11 protein-coding genes are annotated in these 18,670 nt (G+C 68.5%); 3 read left to right on the top strand and 8 right to left on the bottom strand.

Annotated features, from left to right (window positions below; genetic code table 11):
* Positions 1 to 22: 22 nt before the first annotated feature.
* The 4 genes from AC6JA9_RS33250 to AC6JA9_RS33235 form a co-directional block, all read right to left on the bottom strand.
* Positions 23 to 3,763, bottom strand: a complete 3,741-nt coding sequence (locus tag AC6JA9_RS33250) for a choice-of-anchor A family protein (RefSeq protein ID WP_497958359.1) — start codon at positions 3,761 to 3,763, stop codon at positions 23 to 25.
* A gap of 162 nt (positions 3,764 to 3,925) precedes the next feature.
* The gene (locus AC6JA9_RS33245) at positions 3,926 to 5,782 is read right to left on the bottom strand and encodes a Hint domain-containing protein (protein ID WP_223748087.1); all 1,857 of its coding nucleotides are present in this window, start codon (positions 5,780 to 5,782) and stop codon (positions 3,926 to 3,928) included.
* 29 nt (positions 5,783 to 5,811) lie between these two features.
* On the bottom strand, positions 5,812 to 7,161 hold the full coding sequence (locus AC6JA9_RS33240) for a S8 family serine peptidase (protein ID WP_223748088.1): 1,350 nt from the start codon (positions 7,159 to 7,161) through the stop codon (positions 5,812 to 5,814).
* A 250-nt stretch (positions 7,162 to 7,411) separates the two neighbouring features.
* Positions 7,412 to 8,308: a sigma-70 family RNA polymerase sigma factor gene (locus AC6JA9_RS33235; RefSeq protein WP_223748089.1), complete on the bottom strand. Its 897-nt coding sequence runs from the start codon at positions 8,306 to 8,308 to the stop codon at positions 7,412 to 7,414.
* Between the two features lie 206 nt (positions 8,309 to 8,514).
* On the opposite strand from AC6JA9_RS33235, the gene AC6JA9_RS33230 reads away from it, so the two are divergent.
* Positions 8,515 to 9,549: a serine/threonine-protein kinase gene (locus tag AC6JA9_RS33230; RefSeq protein ID WP_194869484.1), complete on the top strand. Its 1,035-nt coding sequence runs from the start codon at positions 8,515 to 8,517 to the stop codon at positions 9,547 to 9,549.
* 24 nt (positions 9,550 to 9,573) lie between these two features.
* On the opposite strand, the gene AC6JA9_RS33225 is transcribed toward AC6JA9_RS33230, so the two are convergent.
* Genes AC6JA9_RS33225 through AC6JA9_RS33215 form a run of 3 tightly spaced genes read right to left on the bottom strand, consistent with a single transcriptional unit; the run spans position 9,574 to position 14,307 of the window.
* Entirely contained in the window at positions 9,574 to 11,067 is a 1,494-nt protein-coding gene (locus AC6JA9_RS33225; protein WP_223748090.1) for a SpoVR family protein, read from the bottom strand.
* Positions 11,068 to 11,107: 40 nt separating this feature from the next.
* Positions 11,108 to 12,217, bottom strand: coding sequence for a DUF444 family protein (locus AC6JA9_RS33220; protein WP_141332034.1), 1,110 nt, complete (start codon positions 12,215 to 12,217; stop codon positions 11,108 to 11,110).
* Between the two features lie 26 nt (positions 12,218 to 12,243).
* Entirely contained in the window at positions 12,244 to 14,307 is a 2,064-nt protein-coding gene (locus tag AC6JA9_RS33215) for a PrkA family serine protein kinase (protein WP_141332033.1), read from the bottom strand.
* 615 nt (positions 14,308 to 14,922) lie between these two features.
* Here AC6JA9_RS33215 and AC6JA9_RS33210 point away from each other — a divergent pair.
* Entirely contained in the window at positions 14,923 to 16,506 is a 1,584-nt protein-coding gene (locus AC6JA9_RS33210; RefSeq protein WP_223748091.1) for an ArnT family glycosyltransferase, read from the top strand.
* A gap of 13 nt (positions 16,507 to 16,519) precedes the next feature.
* On the opposite strand, the gene ruvX is transcribed toward AC6JA9_RS33210, so the two are convergent.
* A complete protein-coding gene (gene ruvX, locus AC6JA9_RS33205; protein WP_267699798.1) occupies positions 16,520 to 16,987 on the bottom strand; it encodes a Holliday junction resolvase RuvX in 468 nt (155 codons plus the stop codon).
* Between the two features lie 190 nt (positions 16,988 to 17,177).
* Here ruvX and AC6JA9_RS33200 point away from each other — a divergent pair, with 190 nt between their 5' ends.
* Complete coding sequence (locus AC6JA9_RS33200) at positions 17,178 to 18,668, top strand: hypothetical protein (protein ID WP_267699799.1); 1,491 nt, start codon at positions 17,178 to 17,180, stop codon at positions 18,666 to 18,668.
* The last annotated feature ends 2 nt before the right edge of the window (positions 18,669 to 18,670 follow it).

Below are 18,670 nucleotides of genomic sequence, written 5' to 3'. Positions count from 1 at the left end.
CCCGCGAGGGGACCCGAAGCCTTCATCGACAGATATCACTATCCCGCAGCTGGCCCAGATGGCCAACCGCATTGCCTGTCATCGAGCGCGCGTAGAGGCCGCCCACCCAGGCTCCATCACTGAAGGAGACGTGGGCATGGGGTGCAAGGACTGTTCCGTAGAAGCCATAGTCAAACGCGGTGAGCGTGGTGGCCTCCGGGAGGTTGAAGAGCACGCCGTGCTCGTCGATGCCGCCGGCGAAGACATGTCCGAAGTTGGTGAACAGGGGGGAGGTGCCTCGGACGTTGATGACGACGAGCGAGGTGGCGGGGGCTTCGATGGTGAGCAGCGCCGCGCTGGCGATGGCGCTGGCCTGGACGTGGAAGACATTCACCTTGGGGTGGGTGCCCCGCAGGAAGATTCCACCCCAGGGCTCGAGGGTGGTGGTGCCCTGCTGGGGCAGGGCGGCCAGGTCCGCGGAGAGCTTGCGCAGCGAGCCGAGGACGTCGGTGAAGGGGATGGGCGTGCCGCGGGTGACCGAGCCGCGCGGGAAGGTGAGGGTGCCCGCGGGCAGGTAGCGGTCGCCGAACCGGGCGTGACCCCAGACGGTGCCGTTGTTCAGGTTCAGGTCCCTCCCGGCGACCAGGAGGTTGTCGGTGTCGGTGTCGGGCAGGTTCCAGCCGACGCGGAAGTCCTTGAGGAAGATGCTGCCGCCGGCGGCGACGCGGCCCGCCACGTCATTGCCCTGTCGGTAGTCCTCCGCGACGAGGAGGTTGTAGTCAGCCAGGCGGACCTGGATGCAGTGCTCCACGCGCTGCTCCACGACGGTGACGGAGATGCTGGTGACGGCCGGCCCGTTGCGGATGACGATGGTGGCGATGCCAGGCCCCTGCGCGGTGACGACGCCCGCGGTCGACACCGTGGCGATGGCCTCGTTCGATGACGAGTACACCGTCCCCACCGCCTGGGAGGTGATGTCGCGCTTGATTCCGTCGTTGTAGAGGCCCGTCACCACCAGGTTGCGCGTGGAGCCCACCCCGTGCAGGACGCCATCGCCGTTGAGCACGGAGATGAGGTTGAGCTGCGCGGAGGAGACGACCTGCAGGGACACGGGCGGCGACGACCTGCGCTGGCGCGCGTCGTCGATGCCCGTGGCGACCAGCTGCACCGTGCCGATGGCGTGGGGTGGCACCTGGAACGTGGTGGTGAAGGGCGCCTCGGGGATGACGACCGCCTTGTCGGTGCTCGAGACATAGACCAGGTGGGGCGCGAAGCCGCCGGTGCCCTCGGTCACCACGGTGAGGGTGCTCCCGGGGCTCACCGCCGTGCCGGGCGCGGGGGACACGATGCGCATCCCGCCGGAGGCCAGCAGGGGCGAGGGGCGCTCCCACCCGGTGATGACGGGCAGCGGCTCCTCTTCCGGCGCGAGCTGCTCGTCGTCGGGCATCCACGCCCCGCCGCCTCCCGCGTCCGGCGGCGGGCAGTTGGTGGCCGCGACGGGGGCGGGGAGGGACGGGGCGAAGCTGTCACTGCCCACGGGGCTGTTGAGCAGGTTGACGATGCTCGCGTAGTAGCTGGTGTTGGAGGGCGTCTTGAAGTGCTCGAGGTCCGGCACGCTCGCGTCCATGGCGAAGGACGTCGTGGCGGTGGTGGGCGCGCCTCCGCGCTGGTCCGCCTCCGAGGCGAACATGTCGTAGTCCTTGTCGCAGAACAGCCGGCTGGGCTGCGCGGCCTGCTGCGGGTTGCGCGAGGTCTTCGCGCGCATGATGAGGTTCCAGTTCGCGGGGGGCGTGAGCTTGTCCACCAGCGGGTGGTACGCCTCCATGTTGGTGTAGAGGACCTTGATGTGGTCGAAGAGCATGCCCTGTCCCTGGGGACGCTCGATGTTCTTCCCGTTGAGGCTCACCAGCACGTGGGTGGGCACGTTCGTCACGCCCACGGAGGTGAGCAGGGGGTTGCCCGGCTGCAGGTCCTCGAAGGACGTGGTGCCCGAGTTCACCTCGAGCGAGACGTTGAAGTCCCGGAGCATCTCCAGCTTCAGCTCGTCCCAGGCGACCTGGTAGGTGGCCGTCCCCTTCATGTGGTTGCGGGTGTCGACGATGGCCTTGGCGATGGCGCTGCCCGCGTGGGGCGTGTTCAGCAGGATGAGCCGGTTGAGGTCTCCCTTGTTGAAGTTGTCGGCGCGCAGGTAGTCGCTCCTCGCGGCGAACCTGCGCGCCATGATGCCGCCCATGCCGTGGGCGAGCGCGTCCACCTGGGTGACGGCGATGTAGCGCAGGCGCATCTCCAGCAGCGCCTCCCGGATGGCCTTGCCGAGCGCGGCGCGGTTCGCCTCCGAGTCGATGCTCTCCGAGCTGGTCGTCGAGTAGTCGGCGCACGTCACGTCGAACAGGATGTTGGAGGAGATTCCCGCGTGCCACTCCCAGTACTGGCAGTCGGACCACAGGTCATGGATGGCCACGATGGGCGGACGGACCACCTCGATTTCGTGGGTGTCCGGGAAGGGCGTCCCATTGGCCGGGGTGTAGAGGGTGGAGAGCGTCACGGCGCGCTTCTTGAGCAGCTTGTCGGCGGTCTCCTGGCCCGGGCGGATGAAGTCCTCGGGCGCGGTGTAGAGCGCGAAGGCGTAGTACTGGTTGGTCGCGACCTGCTGGGCGGTCGCGTCGATGACGTTGGTGGGGGCGTCCGAGGAGCCCACCAGGCTGAGCCCTCCGTTGGCGGGCAGGTGCGTGTCGCCCAGCTTGAAGCGCAGGGTGCCGGGGCCCGGCAGCCGCGCGCGCAGCAGGATGACGCTGACGCCGTCGGCGGCGACGCCGCTGGCGGGCGTGCCCAGCGTGGCGAGCCGGCCCGGGTTGGTCTCCACCTTGCGCAGCAGCGGGTCGATGAGGATGGGGTTGGGGTCGATCTTCTCCAGGCTGGAGATGCTCACGTTGTCGATGACCACGCTGGAGTCCAGGATGCCGTCGCCCAGGTCGCGGATCTCGAAGACGAGCGTCACCGGCCCGCCGCCGGCGATGGCCACGTTGACCGTCTTGAAGTCGGTGATGCCCGCGTCCGGGAAGAGCTGGATGCCGTCCGGGTAGGTCGCCGGGAAGAAGTCCACGCCCGAGGGGTCGTCCGCGAGCAGCACGTCGAACTGGGTGTCCTTGGCGCGCGTGGCGGAGGCGTCGAAGAAGTGCGCGCTGTTGACCGAGGTCTGCTCGGCCAGGCGCGTGCCCTGCGCGTCCTGCACGTGCGCGGTGAACTGGTCGTTGTACTCGCTGCCCACGAAGTCGGGCGACTCGGCGCTCAGGAAGCGGTAGTCGAACGACAGCCGCGTCATGCCCGCGGGCACGTTCAGGGTGAGCCGCAGGGTGACGACGTCCCCCTCGGCCCCCTCGGGGGCGAAGTCGGTGCCGGGCTCGGGCAGCCGGGCGCGGTCATTGACGTAGCCGGTGCCCAGCACGATGAGCGAGGGGCCCTTGCGCGGGGTGATGATGCCGTAGTTGGACATGACCTTCGTCGTCTGGTCGGGCGCGGGCGCGGTGAGCTGGCTGCTCACCAGCATGCCCGCGGGGATGTCCAGCGCCGCGGCCAGGTCGGGCGCGGTGGCCTGCGCGAGCTGGGCCGCGGGTTGCACGACCTGGCGGCTCGCGATGCGCCGCCGCTCCGCGCGCTGCGCCTCCTCCCGGAGCGTCGCTTGGGATTGCTGTTGGGGCGGTGAGGCTTCGGGAGGGCTGGCGTCGCCACATGCCAGGGCCAGCGCGAGGACGAGCGGGAGCAGGGGGACGTTGCGAGGCTGCATCAGGTTCACTCCGAGGTCTGGGGCGGCGGGAGGCGAACGGCGGGGCGGCAACGGGCACGGCCATCCAGCGGACTTCCACTGGATGGCCGGCGGTCTGGAAGGGTGATGACGTCGGGCGAGGGGCGCGGAGGCCTTCGGGGCCGCGCCCTCGCTGCTGGGCGGCTACTGGCGCCGGGCGGCCAGCTTGTAGTCGCGGTGCCACCGGGACGGCAGCGAGGCCAGCACGTCGGCGCTCTTCTGCGTCTGGGCGATGGACTCGTACTTCTGCTGGATCTGCCCGTCACCCACGACGAAGCCGTTGGCGTAGACCACCGTCTGGTCCTGGGCGAGCGCGAGCTTCTCCGCGTCCGAGCCGACCTTCACGTTGTACACCTTGCCGGCGTACGGCTCGCGGCTGACCTCGACGAGCCTGCTGGGGCCCGCCTGGGTCATCACCACGTCGCCCTGCTTGAGGGCGCGGGCCTGCACCATGCCGCGCGCCAGGACCTGGATGGGGTGCATCTCCGTCATCAACAGGCTGTGGCCCGCCGCGCTGCGGATGCGCACCATGGGCACCGTCTCGGTGCCCACGGCCGTGTCCATGACGGTGAGCGTGGGCTGGTGCGGGTTCTTCACCTTGTCGCCGGCCTTGAGCGACTCCACGGGCGCCACCTTGCCCTCGGCCAGCGCGATCTGCGTCCCCGCCGCCAGGCAGCTGTTGGTGACGGTGATCTTCTTGAAGGTGTAGTCCGGGCGCGGCACGGCGCGGTCGTTGCTCAGCGTCACGGAGGACTGGTACGTGGCGCCGCCCGTCCCGACGACGGGCAGGACGATCTTCAACGTGAGCTTCACCTCGTCCTGCACCTGGCGGCAGCCGTCGTCGAAGAAGGCCGCGTGGGCGCCCGTCAAATCCCAGGAGAAGGTCTTCTTGTCGGCGCTGAGGGAGGCGCGGTCCCAGAACTGCCCCATCCTCGCCTCGATGAGGTTGCCGTCCGTCACGTCGCAGCCGCCGCCCGCGTTGGTGAGGATGAGCTTGAGGTGGCCCACCTCATACGTCGGCGTCCCCAGGGCCAGGTCCGCCTTGAACTGGTTGATCTTCGCCTGGTCGAAGGTGTGGGGCGCGGAGGTGAGCGACAGCTGCCCCTTGAGGGGCAGCTTGATGGCCTGCGGGGTGCCGGTCAGGTCGTAGTCGCAGTCCTGGGTCCACGTGCGGTTGAGGCACACGGAGATGAGGTTGTCGTTGAGCACCGTGTCCACGGGCGCCTGGACGGTGAGCGCGGAGTACGTGGGGCGCGTGGAGGTGGTGCCCGGCGGCGAGCCGAACTCCGAGTAGAGGTACGAGTCCTTGAACCCCTCGACGGAGTCCTCGACCTTGTACGAGGAGACCCGGTAGCGGCCCAGCTGGGTGAGCCCCAGGTTCGCGGTGGTCGGGACGGTGAGGTTGGTGCCCTGGTCGTACTCCTCCGCCCAGGCGAGCTGGGTGAGCGGGTGGCCCGTCTGGTCGGTGAAGTTGGTGTCCGTGTACGTGTAGTACGTGCCGCCCGGGAAGGTGGACGTGGACACGCCCTGCCCGTCGTTCTCCTCGCGTGTGGTCTCACCCGCGTTGGCCGACTCGATGGCGTGCATCTCCTTGCGCTCGGCGGACGTCGCCAGCCCGGCGTCCTCCGACGACAGCTGGCCCGGCGCGAAGCCCCGCGACACGTGCTCCTTCTGGCGCGCGGCCAGCGCCTCGAACAGGTACGGCGAGTTCTCCGGCGTCTTGCCCGCCAGCTTCAGGCGCGCCTTCGCGAAGCGGTACTGGGCCGGGTCCGCCAGGTTCAACCGGACGCGCACGTCCGGCTTGGCGATGGAATGCAGGTAGGCCTCGTCCGCCCGGTACGTGGTCCACTCGGCCTGGCTCAGCCGGGTGGCGTCGCCGAGCCCGCGCAGCGTGCGGCCGAAGTCCGCCACCTGCTGCTCGTGGGGACTGGAGGTGCAGCCCGACAGCAGGGCCAGGCAGGCGGTGCTACCCATCACCAGAAAACGACGTGCTCGTGACATGGTGTTTCCTCCTCCGCTTGGAACGGCTCTCACATGCAGACTTGCTGGAAGTCGGGGCAGCAGTCGTTGAACTCCAGGCAGCTCGGGTCGCAGAAGCAGCCCTCCGCGCCCACGCCGCACAGGCCCACGCAGCTGTTGGCCTCGCCCACGCAGAAGCCGTTGCCCTGCGTCAGGTCGCTGAAGAGCAGCGAGTCGGGCGAGCCCTTCAGGTCCTCCACGCACTCGAGCGTGGCGGAGTCGCGCAGGTTGGCGACGATTTGCGCGGGCGTGGCGGTGCGGTGGGTGCCCAGGTATTGCGCCACCGCGCCGGCGACGTGGGGGCTGGCCATGGACGTGCCCTCGTCGACGACGCTCGCCACCGCGTCGCCCATCCAGGCGCCGAGGATGCTCACCCCCGGCGCGAAGATGTCCACGCACGGGCCCCAGTTGGAGAACGTCGCCCGGACGTCCGCGTCGTCGACGGCGCCCACGGTGATGACCAGGGGCTCGCTCGCGGGGGACTGGGTGCAGGCGTTCAGGTCGTCATTGCCCGCGGCCACCACCACCGGGATGCCCGCGTTGACCAGCGCCGCGGCGGCCAGGTTCGCCGGCACGTACAGCGGCCCGGTGATGCTCACGTTCGCGACGCAGGGCCCGTCCTGCCGGGGACAGTCGGCGCGCACGAAGTCCATGCCCGCGATGATGGCCCCCCAGGTCCCCAGGCCGTTGCACCGCAGCACCCGCACCGGGTGCACGGTGGCCTCCTTGGCCATGCCATAGAGCGTGCCCACGGCGGTGCTGGCCACATGGGTGCCATGGCCGTGGCAGTCCTCGATGCCCCGGCCATCCGGCACGAAGCTCTGTGACGAGCCCACCCGTCCGGTGAACTCCGAGTGCTCCGTGTTGAGCCCCGTGTCGAGCACGTACACGTGCACCCCGGCGCCCGTGTTGTCGAAGTCGTTGTACTGGCCGTCGCGCCCCTGGCGCTGGTCCACCCGGTCGATGCCGTCCGCGGGGCTGGGCACCGTGGCGCTGAGGGTGACCTGCTGGTCCTCCTCGATGAGGGCCACGCCCGGCTCGGCGCGCAGCCGCTCCACCTGGGCGCTGTCCAGGCGCGCCGCGAACCCGGGGATGAGCTGGTAGCGGTGCCGCACCTGATTGATGCCGCCCGCGCGCGCCACCCGGCCCACAGCCGAGTCGATGGCCTGCCCCGTGATGCCCTCGGAGAAGACGACGATGTACTCGTCGGGGACGCGCCGCGCCTCGGGGGCGCGGCCCAACGGCGCCAGCTTCGGAGCCGAACCGGGCCCCTGGGCGGAGGCGCCCTGGGGCGGGCGCTCCTCGCAGGCGATGAATCCCAGGACGAGCGCCCCCAACAAGGGCAGGGCCTCAAGCTTCATTCCAAGCAAGGGATGGGCACGTCGGGGCAGGGGCCGCATGGTGTCTCGGTCTGGGTGGGCCGAGCGACGCCCGCGCCGACACGGGGCCTCTCGGGATGGACGGGGGATGTCCGCGGCGGCGGAGGGCTTCCGCTACCGCGGGGGGAGGCGTGGACGTGGATGGCGTGAGCGCGAGCCCCAGGCGGGCCCGAGCGACGTTCGCGTCTTGAAGACGCACGCCCGAATCAACCTATGCATCAATTCTCGATATTCACTTTGGGTGAATTGTTTCATCGAGGATGCGCGTGAGGCTGAGATGCAGATGGCTCTCCACGCTGCGCAGGACGCTGGTGAACTCCTGGGAGGAGAGGTCCAGGCGTTCCTTGAGCAGGCGCCGCGTCTCGTCGTGCACGGCCTGCTGGGCGCTGTGCAGCCAGCGCGAGACGGTGGACTGGTTGACGCCGAAGAGGGTGCCGAGCTTCGGGGTGGAGAGGCGGTCCACGAAGTGGAGGCGCAGCAGGTAGCGGTGCTCTCCGGGGAGGATGGCGAAGGCGTCCTCCAAGGCCTTCCGGAACGCGTCGTGGTACCGGCGTTGGATGGCCTCCAGCTCGGGGTCGGGCGCGGGCGTGGGCAGCAGCTCCAGGACGGTGTCGCTCGACGGGCAGGGCTCCTGGGACTTGCGCAGCAGGCTCAGGGCCGTGCGCAGGGCCACCACCCGCACCCAGTTGGCCAGGGTGCCCCGGCCGGAGTACTCGGCGATGCGGGGCGCGGCGGCGGTGCGCACCAGCAGCCGCTCACGGACCTGCTGACGCACCTCGTCCACCATCGCCGCCGGCAGCCGCATGTGCGCGAGCACCGTCGGCACGCTGGCCATGTGGTGCCGCTCGAAGGCGGCGAGCGCCGTGCCCAGTCCCTGCACGCAGCCGCACGCCAGATAGAGGTCGCCGGCCTCGAGCCGCTCCAGCGCCGTCCCCCAGTCCTCGCCCGGCGCCAGGCGCGGGAGGTGGAGGGCCAGGTGTCGCATGAAGCTCTCGGCGCCCAACGGGATGTCCGGCCAGTGCTCCCGGCCTTCGTTCCAGAGCCGTGACAGCCACGGCTCCAACACCTCGGGCGTGACGTCCTCCGGCGGGACGCCCGCATGCGCCAGGAATAACGGTGCGAATGCCAAGCCCCCCTCCTCCATGCCGCCATTATAACCGATGGAGCCTGACTTACTCTGAGTGCGGGTTAATCTGAGTGAAGGTCGTCTTTGGGCATGAAAGGGGAGAGTTTCTCGCTTTACCGGATGAAGTCCGTTTTGTGAGAGGCTCTGACCGGGGGCATACAGGGGGGTGTCAAATCCTTACATCCGGCTGCCTGTGCGAGGAAGACGTGGTGGCGCTCGTCGAGGAGCGGCTGGACGGCGCGGCGAGGGGGCGCGTCCATCGCCACGCCGCCGAGTGCCCCGCGTGTCGGGAGCTGCTGGTCGCCGTCATGCGCAGCCAGACGGGGAGCGTGGACGCGCCCGCGCCTGCCTGGGGGCCCACGGTGGCGCGGACCTGGGTGCCGCCCGGGGTGCTGGACGAGTTCCACCTGGTGCGGCTGTTGGGGCGGGGGGGCATGGGCGCGGTGTACCTGGCGCATGACACGTCGTTGGACCGGCTCGTCGCGCTCAAGCTGAGCGTCGCGCTGGAGCCGGACACCAGCACGTTGGACAGCTTCGCCATCGAGGCGCGCGCCATCGCCCGCATCAAGCACCCCAACGTCGTCACCGTGTTCCGGGCGGGGCAGGTCGAGGGGCGGCCGTATCTGGTGTACGAGTACGTGGACGGCAAGAGCCTGGCGGAGCTGGCGCCGCCCCTGCCGTGGCGGTACGTGCTGGACATCGCGCTGGGGCTTTCGCGGGGCTTGAGGGCCGCGCATCAGCGCGGGGTGCTCCACCGGGACGTGAAGCCGGGCAACGCCATCCTGGACGCGGATGGCAGCATCAAGCTGCTCGACTTCGGGCTCGCGGCCTTCGTGGGGACGGACCGCTCGAAGCCGTGGGCCGTGCCGGGCGTCGTCGGCACGCCGCGCTACATGGCGCCCGAGGTGCGCCTGGGGGCGCCGGCCACGCCGCAGAGTGATTTGTATGCCCTGGGGCTGCTCGTGTACGAGCTGTGCACGGGGCGTGTCCCGCATGTGCGCGCCTCCGGTGCGGACCTGGAGGCGGGCCGGGTGGCGGCCGCGCTGGTGCCGCTGGTGGACCTGGTGCCGGGAATCGACCTGGACTTCGCGGAGGCCGTCGAGCGCTGTCTGGAGGAGGACCCGTCCGCGCGCTTCGGCCGCGTGGATGCGCTGTGCACCGCGCTGGAGCGTCTGGTGTCGCAGGGGCCGGCCGCGGGCTTCGCGCCCGTGCGGTCCGCCGCCATCGCGGAGACCCGCCCGTGAGCGGGTCTCCGGCTGCTTGGGGCGCTACAGCTCCACCTTCTTCTCCGTCTGGTTCGTCCCGTCGAAGCGCAGCATCACGCCCTTGTTGTCGTAGCGGGTGATGATGTTGACGGGGCGGCGCCACAGGGACTGGAGGTTGCGCAGCGTCTCGCGGGCGTAGTCACCCTTGAGGTCCTGGCCGTCGTGCTTGTGCGCGAGCAACAGCTCCCCGCGGTTCTCGTGGTTGCCGTCCACCACCTCGATGATGGGCTGGCCGAAGTTGGTGAGCCCCTGCAACAGCTTGCTCTTCACCTTGCGGAACTCGCGGTCGAGGATCTCCCACGAGTTGCGCTTGTCGTTGAAGCCATACACGAAGAGCTTCTGCTCCATCGCGAACTCGGGCGTCAGGAACGTGTCGATGAAGGTGATGTCGTTGTAGTGCTTGCGGACCTCGAAGATCTTCTCGCGTCCGGCGCCCAGCTTCTTGTCCCAGTTGCGGCGGGCGCGCAGGTCATCACACTCGTCCCACTCCTTGCCGAAGCGGCCCTTGTTCCAGCGCTCCTCGATGTCCCGCCACAGCTCGATGCCCAGCTTGTAGGGATTGATGGCGCCGGGGCGCGTCCCCATGGTGCCGGAGTGGTGGTCCGCGTAGTCGATGATTTCGTCGTCGCGCAGCGCCCTGCGGGTCATGATGGTGGAGTGCCAGTAGCTGGCCCACCCCTCGTTCATGATCTTGGTCTGGCCCTGGGGCGCGAAGTAGTAGGCCTCCTCGCGGAGGATGGCCAGGATGTCCGACTCCCACGGCTCCAGCGGCGCCTCCTCCAGGAGGAAGAGCAGCACGTCGCGCTGGGGGCGCTCGGGGAACTTCTTGGCCCGCTGCTTCTCGTCCTCCACCTTCTTGCGCTGGGAGTCGAGGAACTCGGACGGGTTGATGTAGCCGCGCATGTACTCGCGGCCGACCTTGAAGCCCTCCACGCGCTCGTTGGACTTGAGCTCGTCCTCGGCGCGCCTGGGGTCCGGGTTGCGCCGGATGTGGGGCGAGTGCTGGTCGATGAGGTTCTCCAGGCTCAGGGTCCGGTCGATGAAGTCCTCGACCTTCTCCACGCCGATCTTGTCCACCCAGCGGCGCACCCGCGTGGCGTGGTTGGCCATCTCGTCGATCATCCGCCGGTTGGTGTGGCGGAAGGAGAAGTTGTTCTTGAAGAAGTCGCAGTGACCGTAGACGTGGGCCATGACCAGCTTCTGGTCCACCTCCGGGTTGCTCTCCATCAAGTACGCGTAGCAGGGGTCGTTGTTGATGACGAGCTCGTAGATCTTGCTCAGGCCGTACTCGTAGCCCTTGGAGAGCTGCTCGTACTCCATGCCCCAGCGCCAGTGCGGGTAGCGGGTGGGGAAGCCGCCGTAGGCGGCGACCATGTTCATCTCGTCGTAGGACACCATCTCGAAGACGGTGTCGAAGAAGTCGAGTCCGAACTCCTTCGCGTAGCCGTGGATCTCATCCCTCAGCGCGGCGAGACGGGGCGTAAGGCTCTTGGGCATCGGGAAGTCTCTCCGGAGGACAGGTGGGGGCGCTGGCTCTTCAGCGTCCCTTGCCGAGGAAGTCCTTGATGGACGCGTAGATGGCGTCCTTGTCCGCGATTTCGCTGAGCGCGACGTTGGGGGTGTCACCCACCGCCTCGCGAAGGTCCTTGATGAACTGACCGCTGCCGTAGGGGGACTCCACCTGTCCGTAGGCGAACTGGTTGACGTTGGGCAGCACGTCGTTGCGCAGCATCTCGATGCACTGGCGCGTGTCGTCCGCGCTCCAGTTGTCCCCGTCGCTGAAGTGGAACGGATAGACGTTCCAGGCGCTCTTCGGGTAGTCGGCCAGGATGATGTCGCGGCAGAGCTTGTAGGCGCTGGAGATCATCGTCCCGCCGGACTCGCGGGTGTGGAAGAACGTGTCGCGGTCCACCTCGCGCGCCACCGCGTCGTGGATGATGTAGCGCGCCTCCAGGCCCTTGTATTGGTGGCGCAGCCACGTATCGAGCCAGAAGCTCTCGATGCGGACGATCTCCTTCTGCTCGTCACCCATGGAGCCGGACACGTCCATCATGTAGATGATGACGGCGTTGGTCTCCGGGAGGTCCTGCAGCTTGTAGCTGCGGTAGCGGCGGTCCTCGCGGGTGGGGATGATGACGGGCCTGGCGGCGTCGTAGGTGCCGGCGGCGATTTGTCTGCGCAGGGCCTGCTTGAAGGTGCGCTTGAAGTGGCGCAGGGATTCGGGGCCGGTGGTGTTGATGCCGGTGTAGCGAATCTTCTGGGTGATGATCTTCTCGTTCTGGCGCCGCTCGATGTGGGGCAGCTGCAGCTCCTCGCCCAGTATCTGCGCCAGCTCCTCGAGCGTGACATCCACCTCCAGGGCGTGGTCTCCCTCACCCTGGCCGGCCTGGTGCCCGTCCCCGGGCTCCACCGCCCCGGGGCCGAGCTGCTGGCCCACCTCGCCGTCACCCTGTCCGACGCCGCCCTGCTCCTTGTGGCCGTACTTGAAGCGGGGGATGTCGATGAAGGGGATGGGGATGCTGATGGCATCCTTGCCCTTCTTCCCAATCATCTCGCCCTTCTGCACGTACTTGCGCAGGTTGGCTTTGATCTTCCCGCGGACGATCTGTTTGAAGCGGGAGTGGTCCTGGTGGATCTTCAAGGTCACGACGGCTCGCCCTTCTCCTGAGGTGGTTACTCCTTCGCGTCGCCGCGGGCGAAGATGCTCGCCACGAAGTTCAACACGTCGGTGGAGCAGATCTCGCAGTAGCCGTAGTTCTTCATCATCCGGTCCTTCACCAGGTCGATCTTCTCCTGGGTCTCCTTGTCCACGACGGAGGAGACGAGGTTCTTGAGCTTGATGCTGTCCTTCTGGTCCTCGAACAGCTTCAGCTCGAGCGCCTTGTGCAGCCGCTCGTTGGTCCGGTAGTTGAAGGTCTTCCCCTCCACCGCCAGCGCGCCGATGTAGTTCATGATTTCGCGCCGGAAGTCGTCCTTGCGGCTGTCGGGGATGTCGATCTTCTCTTCGATGGCCCGCATCAGCCGCTCGTCCGGCTCCTCGTAGAGGCCGGTGTACTTGTTCTTGACCTTCTCCTTCTGGGTGTAGGCCTTGATGTTGTCGATGTAGTTGCCGCACAGCTTGCCGATGGCGTCCTCGTCGGCGCTGATGGCGCGCTGGACCTCGTTCTTGACGATGTCCTCGTACTCCTGCTTCACGGAGGTGAGCAGCTCCTTCATCCGCTTGCGCGCGTCCTCGTTGTTGATGAGCGAGTGCGTCTTGAGGCCCGCCTCCAGCTCGTTGAGGACCATGAAGGGGTTGATGCAGCCCTCGCCCTTGTCGCTCACCAGCGCGTTGGAGATTTTATCCTGGATGTAGCGCGGGGAGATGCCCTCCAGGCCCTCGCGGATGCTCTCCTTGCGCAGCTCCTTGATGTTGTCCTCGGTGAAGTTGGGGAGCGTCTTGCCGTTGTAGAGCTTGAGCTTCTGCAGGAGCGACAGGTTGTGCTTCTTGGGCTCCTCCAGGCGCGTGAGCACCGCCCACATGGCCGCCATCTCCAGCGTGTGCGGCGCGATGTGCTTGCCCTTGATGGCGCGGGAGTTGAAGTCCTTCTCGTAGATCTTCACCTCCTCGGCGAGCTTGGTGATGTACGGCACGTCGATCTTCACCGTGCGGTCGCGCAGGGCCTCCATGAACTCGTTGTTCTCGAGCTTCTTGTACTCGGGCTCGTTGGTGTGGCCGAGGATGACCTCGTCGATGTCCGTCTGCGGGAACTTCTTCGGCTTGATTTTGTGCTCCTGCGACGCGCCGAGCAGGTCGTAGAGGAAGGCGACGTCCAGCTTGAGCACCTCGACGAACTCGATGATGCCGCGGTTGGCGATGTTGAACTCGCCGTCGAAGTTGAACGCGCGCGGGTCGGAGTCCGAGCCGTACTCGGCGATCTTCCGGTAGTTGATGTCACCGGTGAGCTCGGTGGAGTCCTGGTTCTTCTCGTCCTTGGGCTGGAAGGTGCCGATGCCCACGCGGTCCTTCTCGCTGAAGACCAGGCGGTTGACGCGCACGTGGTCCATCACCCGCGCGAAGTCACCGTGGTACTGGGTCATCAGGTCCTTGAAGACGAAGCGGCAGGCGGGGCACAGCTCCGAGCCGTCCGGGATGGTGTAGCCGGAGTCCGGCGGCGACAGCTCCTGGTAGACCTTGGCGCGCCACTCGCGGGGAACCAGGTTGAGTGGCTCCTCGTTCATGGGGCACTTCATCTTCTCCTTCACGACGGTGCCGTCCGGCAGCTTCTTGTCGGTGGTCCAGGAGAAGGTGTACGCGGCGCCCTCGGGCGTCTTCGAGTAGTCCTCGGTGCCCTTCTTGAGCAGCCGCGCGATGGTGGACTTGGACGAGCCCACGGGGCCGTGCAGCAGGATGACGCGCTTCTCGGTGCCGTAGCCCTGGGCGGCGGACTTGAAGACGTTCACCAGCTTCATCAGCGGCACATCCAGGCCGAAGATGGCGTCCTTGCCGCCGAACTTCTCGTCGCTGAAGAAGTGGTAGCGGATGAGCTTCTTCTTGTTGTCGATGTACTCCGTCTTCCCGTGGCTGAGGATCATGTCGTAGATCCTCTGGAAGGCGGTGCGTGTCACCTTGGGGTTCTTCCGGACGATTTCGAGGTACTCCTCGAAGTTGCCTTCCCAGTTGAGCTCCGCGTAGGTCTTCGCGTCCTGGAGCGCGGCGATTTTGGAGACCCACGAACCCTTCTCAGCGTCCCTCATGTCTCTCCCTCGGAAGCCGGCCTGGGGTGCGAGGCACTCGCGCCCTAGGGGGCCAGAATGGTGAACCTGGAGGGCTGGATTGCCATTCCACAACCATCCCGCCGAGGTCCCAGGCACGACAGCCCTGCAGCCAATTCGGGACCCCGCCGCGGAATGGGACCGCGCGTTACGCTCGTGTCAGGGGCAGGACGCCGGAACAGGCGCGCCCCCTCCACGGGGTGAAGAGGCAAGGGTGATTATAGGGCGGCGCGTGCAACGGGGTAGGTGCCCCCCCGGAACGCGAGGGGTATTGAACGCCTGACGGCCTTGCCGGAGGCGGACTGTTGGCTGGTTGTGGGGCGGCGTCTGTGTTCCTTCCACATGTCGGCGGTGCAGGTGAGGGGCGCCAAGACATCCCTGACAGCAGCCAGGCGGGCGTGCCTGCACCGAAGGGTGATACATTCGCCACGCGGTACACGTTGGCTCGGGCCCGCTGTGCCTCCGGGGCGCGCGAGGGCGGCGGTGTGCTCGCTCCGGCGCGCGGTTCGCTGAGGGTGAAGTCGGCTGCGGGGAGGCTGGAGAAGACGGGGTCGCCGGCTTGGCTTTGGGCCGTGCCTGCGTATCCTGCCGCGCGTCATGGCGACCGCACCTACCTCTGTCTCCCACCCTCCGTCCTCCGTGCCGAGTCTCGCGGCGGTCCCGTCCCCCGCGCCCGAGCCGAGCACGCGCCTTCTCATCGGAGTGCTGTTGGCGGTGGCGCTGGTGCCCCGGCTGCTCGTCTTCTTCGTGAACGAGAACCTGTACGGCGACGCGGTGGTGCGCACGGAGCTGGCGGAGCGGTGGCTGCGCGCCCCGCACCTCATCACCGCGTACGGTGATGGCGCGTACCAGTTCGGGCCGCTGCACCTGTACCTGGTGGGCATCGCGCTGTCGGTGTTCGACCGGGAGGTGGCCGGGCGCGTGGTGAGCCTGCTGTTCGGCGTGCTGTCGGTGGTGCCGTTGTTCGCGCTGACGCGGCGGCTGTTCGACTGGCGTGCGGGCGTGGTGGCCGCGCTGGTGTTCAGCGCGTGGGGCATGCACCTGCAGTTCTCCACCACCGCGGGCAGCGAGGCGGTGTCGCTGTTCTTCATGCTGGCCGCGTTCGCGTTCTACGCGGAGGGGGTGGACGAGAACCGCTTCGCGCCGCTGTTCCAGGCCGCGCTGATGCTCAACCTGGCGTGCGCGCTGCGCTACGACGCGTGGATGTACATCCCGCTGTTGTGCCTGGGGCTGTTCTTCAGCAGCCAGGACAAGGTGGCGGCGGTGACGCGCGCGGTGGGCTTCGGCCTGGCGTGCCTGCCGTTCCCCCTGTTGTGGATGCAGGGCAACGAGCTGATGCACGGCGACCCGTTCTACCCGGTGAAGGCGGTGGAGGACTTCCACCGGGACTGGGTGCTCTCCTCGGCGGGCTCGGGGGCGGCCATCGGCTGGCGCGCGCAGCAGCTGTTCTTCTGGCCGGGCGTGGCGCTCTTCACCCTGACGCCGGGCGTGGGGCTGCTCGGCCTGTGGGGCATGGTGAAGGCGTGGAAGGCGCGGCCGGACACGCGCTGGCTGGTGGCGGCGGCGGCGGTGCCCGCGGCGTACTTCACGTTCCGCGCGGTGGTGCTGCTCAACTTCGTGCCGCTGGGGCGCTTCACGGTGACGCAGCTGGCGGTGGTGCCGGTGTTCGTCGCGTTCGGCTTCTGGGCGCTGATGGGCTCGCGCGGCGAGGGCGCGCGCAAGGCGGTGGCGGGGGTGTCCGCGCTGCTCGCGGTGGTGCTGCCGGTGGCGCTGGGCCTGTACACGTTCCGCGACGACGGGCGCCTGCAGACGTCGCTGCGGCCGGTGAGCCCCACGTCGACCAACCCCGTGCCGGTGATGCGCGTGGCGGACTTCGTGAAGGCGGAGGTGGCCGAGAAGGGCGGGGCGCTCGCGCTGGATACGGACCCCAACTACATGGACCTGCAGGTGGCCTTCTTCTCCGGGCTGCCCGAGGAGCGCATCGCGCGCGTGCGCTGGGACACCTTCCGCAAGCTCCTGGGGGAGGCACGGCCGGAGGTGCTGGTGCGCTTCGACCAGGGCTCGCTGGCGAAGGACCCCGGGGTGAGGCTGGAGGGGCGCACGCTGACGTTGGACGGCGTCGCCTACGAGGAGCTGGACGGCTTCACCGCTCCGCTGCACGTCTACCGGCGCCGGCCGTAGCCGCCCGACGGCGTCACCCGGAGTGTCCGGGCTCGTCGTCGTAGTCGTCCGGGTGGTAGTCGGTGTCCCTGGGGCGGCGCGCGTCCAGCCAGCCCTGGAGGATGAACTGGGCGGCCACCTGGTCGATGACCTCCTTGCGGCGGGCGCGGCTGACGTCCGCTTCCAGGAGCGTGCGCGTGGCGGCCACGGTGGACAGCCGCTCGTCCCAGAGCTCCACCGGCATGCCGAGCGCCTGCGTCAGGGCGTCCGCGAACTTGCGCGAGGCCTCCGCGCGCGGGCCCTCCGAGCCGTCCATGTTGAGCGGCAGGCCGAGGACGAAGCGGTCCGCCTCGTGCTCGCGCGCCAGGGCGCCGAGGGCGGCCAGGTCCGCCTTGAGGGACGTGCGGCGAATGGTGGTGACGCCCTGGGCGGTGAGGCCCAGGCCATCCGAGACGGCCACGCCGATGGTCTTGGTTCCGAAGTCCAAACCCAGGGTTCGCATGCGTGGCGCAACTTAACCGCATCCTCCCTCACGGACCGCGCCGTCCGTTGACGGGGACGTGCCCGGGTTGTCAGTCCGGCTAACCGACGGAATTCGCTCGCGTGGTTGCCGGGCCGCCTGCCGGCACCGTCGCTGCAACCCCCACGAGTCATCGCGCGGCACTCCATCAACCCGCCGCGTGGGAGGACTCATGGTGGACTTCTTGAAGAGCGCGACGAACCTGCTGGCCCGCCCGGAGGGCACGGCGATGGAGGGGGCGGGGGACGCGGGGACTCTCTCTCCGCTCGTCTCCAGCTCCATCAAGGCCGCCACGGGCGTCATGACGGGCAACGTGCTGCAGGCGGCGACGGGCGTGGCGGGCGTGGCGGAGGAGCTGAAGAAGAACCCGGCGGCGAAGACGGAGTACGCGACCTCGGCGGGGGCCGCCGGGAAGACCCAGGGCTATGCCCCGCTGCTGCCCGCGAGCACCAGCGCGTTGGACCCGAAGATGCTGGAGTACGAGGCCGCGCTGAAGGTGCTGGAGGCGAACTTCGAGCAGCTGGACCTCGCGGACGGGAAGAAGTCCGGCTCGCTGTCGAAGGAGGAGCTGCGGCGCGCGGCCAACGACGCCAGCCTGTCCCCGCAGCTTCGCGACGCGGCCCGGTTCCTCACGCAGAACGCGGCGCTGTTCGAGCGGGTGGACTCGCGGGGGCTGCTCTCGTCGCTGATGCCGGTCCTGGGGAGCATCTACAACGACGACCGCATCAAGCTGTCGGGCGTCCGCGCGGAGCTCAAGCGGGTGGGGGAGGAGTTCGCCCGTTATGGCCGGCCGACGGCGCCGCCGGTGTCCCCGCCCAAGCAGGAGGACTGCCCGCCCGGCACGACGCCTCCGCCCACCACCGGTGGGCCGTCCCCGGGGCCGCGTCCCACCCCGCCGGGCAATCCGTCACCGGGGACCGGAGGTGGCACGGGCGGTACGGGAGGCACCGGTGGCACGGGTGGTTCGAATGGCTCGGGCGGCGCGGGGCCGGTGGGGGGCGGCAAGCCGCCCACGTCGAAGGACCCGGACTTCCGCGAGTACCTCGAGGCGGTGGCGGTGCTGCGCGACAACTGGGGGACGTTCGACACGGCGTCGGGCGTGAAGGATGACCGCGTGACTCGCGCGGACATGCTGGCGCTGCTGAACAATCAGGGAGCGTCCTCGACGCTGAAGAAGGCCGCGCAGTTCTTCAAGGACCACCCGGAGTACTTCGACCGGCTGGAGATGGCGGCGGGCATCGACGGGCGCGACGGCATCATCGGCTGGTTGGATGTGAAGGCGGAGCTGGAGCAGTCGAAGGACGTGAAGACGAACACGCCGAGCAAGGCGAGCTCGAGTGTTCGCGGCATCGTCGACAACCCGCGCATGAGCATCGAGGACAAGGTGCAGGCGATCCTCGGCGCCATCTCCAGCGACACGGACACCGAAATCATGGAGGTGATGGAGCAGATGGCGACCGCGGGCGAGGACCGCGCGACGCTGGGCACCACGGACGTGGACAAGAAGAAGGCGGCGAAGCTCGACGGGGACATGCGCGAGCTGGAGCTGCGGCTGCAGCGGCTGCTGGAGAAGCGCAAGGCCATGTTCGACCTGATGAGCAACATGTCCGCCAAGTTCAACGAGATGGCGAAGACCGCCATCTCCAACCTGCGCGGAGCCTGAGT

It is taken from the genome of Myxococcus sp. MH1, from assembly GCF_059738865.1.
The sequence above is the reverse complement of the archived record's forward strand: the minus strand, read 5'-3'. Positions and strand labels throughout refer to the sequence as shown.

What these genes read in the sequence shown, in the direction of transcription:
- AC6JA9_RS33250 (WP_497958359.1), bottom strand. Translation starts at nt 3,763, where the DNA reads ATGCAGCCTCGCAACGTCCCCCTGCTCCCGCTCGTCCTCGCGCTGGCC.
- AC6JA9_RS33245 (WP_223748087.1), bottom strand. Translation starts at nt 5,782, where the DNA reads ATGTCACGAGCACGTCGTTTTCTGGTGATGGGTAGCACCGCCTGCCTG.
- AC6JA9_RS33240 (WP_223748088.1), bottom strand. Translation starts at nt 7,161, where the DNA reads ATGAAGCTTGAGGCCCTGCCCTTGTTGGGGGCGCTCGTCCTGGGATTC.
- AC6JA9_RS33225 (WP_223748090.1), bottom strand. Translation starts at nt 11,067, where the DNA reads ATGCCCAAGAGCCTTACGCCCCGTCTCGCCGCGCTGAGGGATGAGATC.
- AC6JA9_RS33215 (WP_141332033.1), bottom strand. Translation starts at nt 14,307, where the DNA reads ATGAGGGACGCTGAGAAGGGTTCGTGGGTCTCCAAAATCGCCGCGCTC.
- AC6JA9_RS33210 (WP_223748091.1), top strand. Translation starts at nt 14,923, where the DNA reads ATGGCGACCGCACCTACCTCTGTCTCCCACCCTCCGTCCTCCGTGCCG.
- ruvX (WP_267699798.1), bottom strand. Translation starts at nt 16,987, where the DNA reads ATGCGAACCCTGGGTTTGGACTTCGGAACCAAGACCATCGGCGTGGCC.
- AC6JA9_RS33200 (WP_267699799.1), top strand. Translation starts at nt 17,178, where the DNA reads ATGGTGGACTTCTTGAAGAGCGCGACGAACCTGCTGGCCCGCCCGGAG.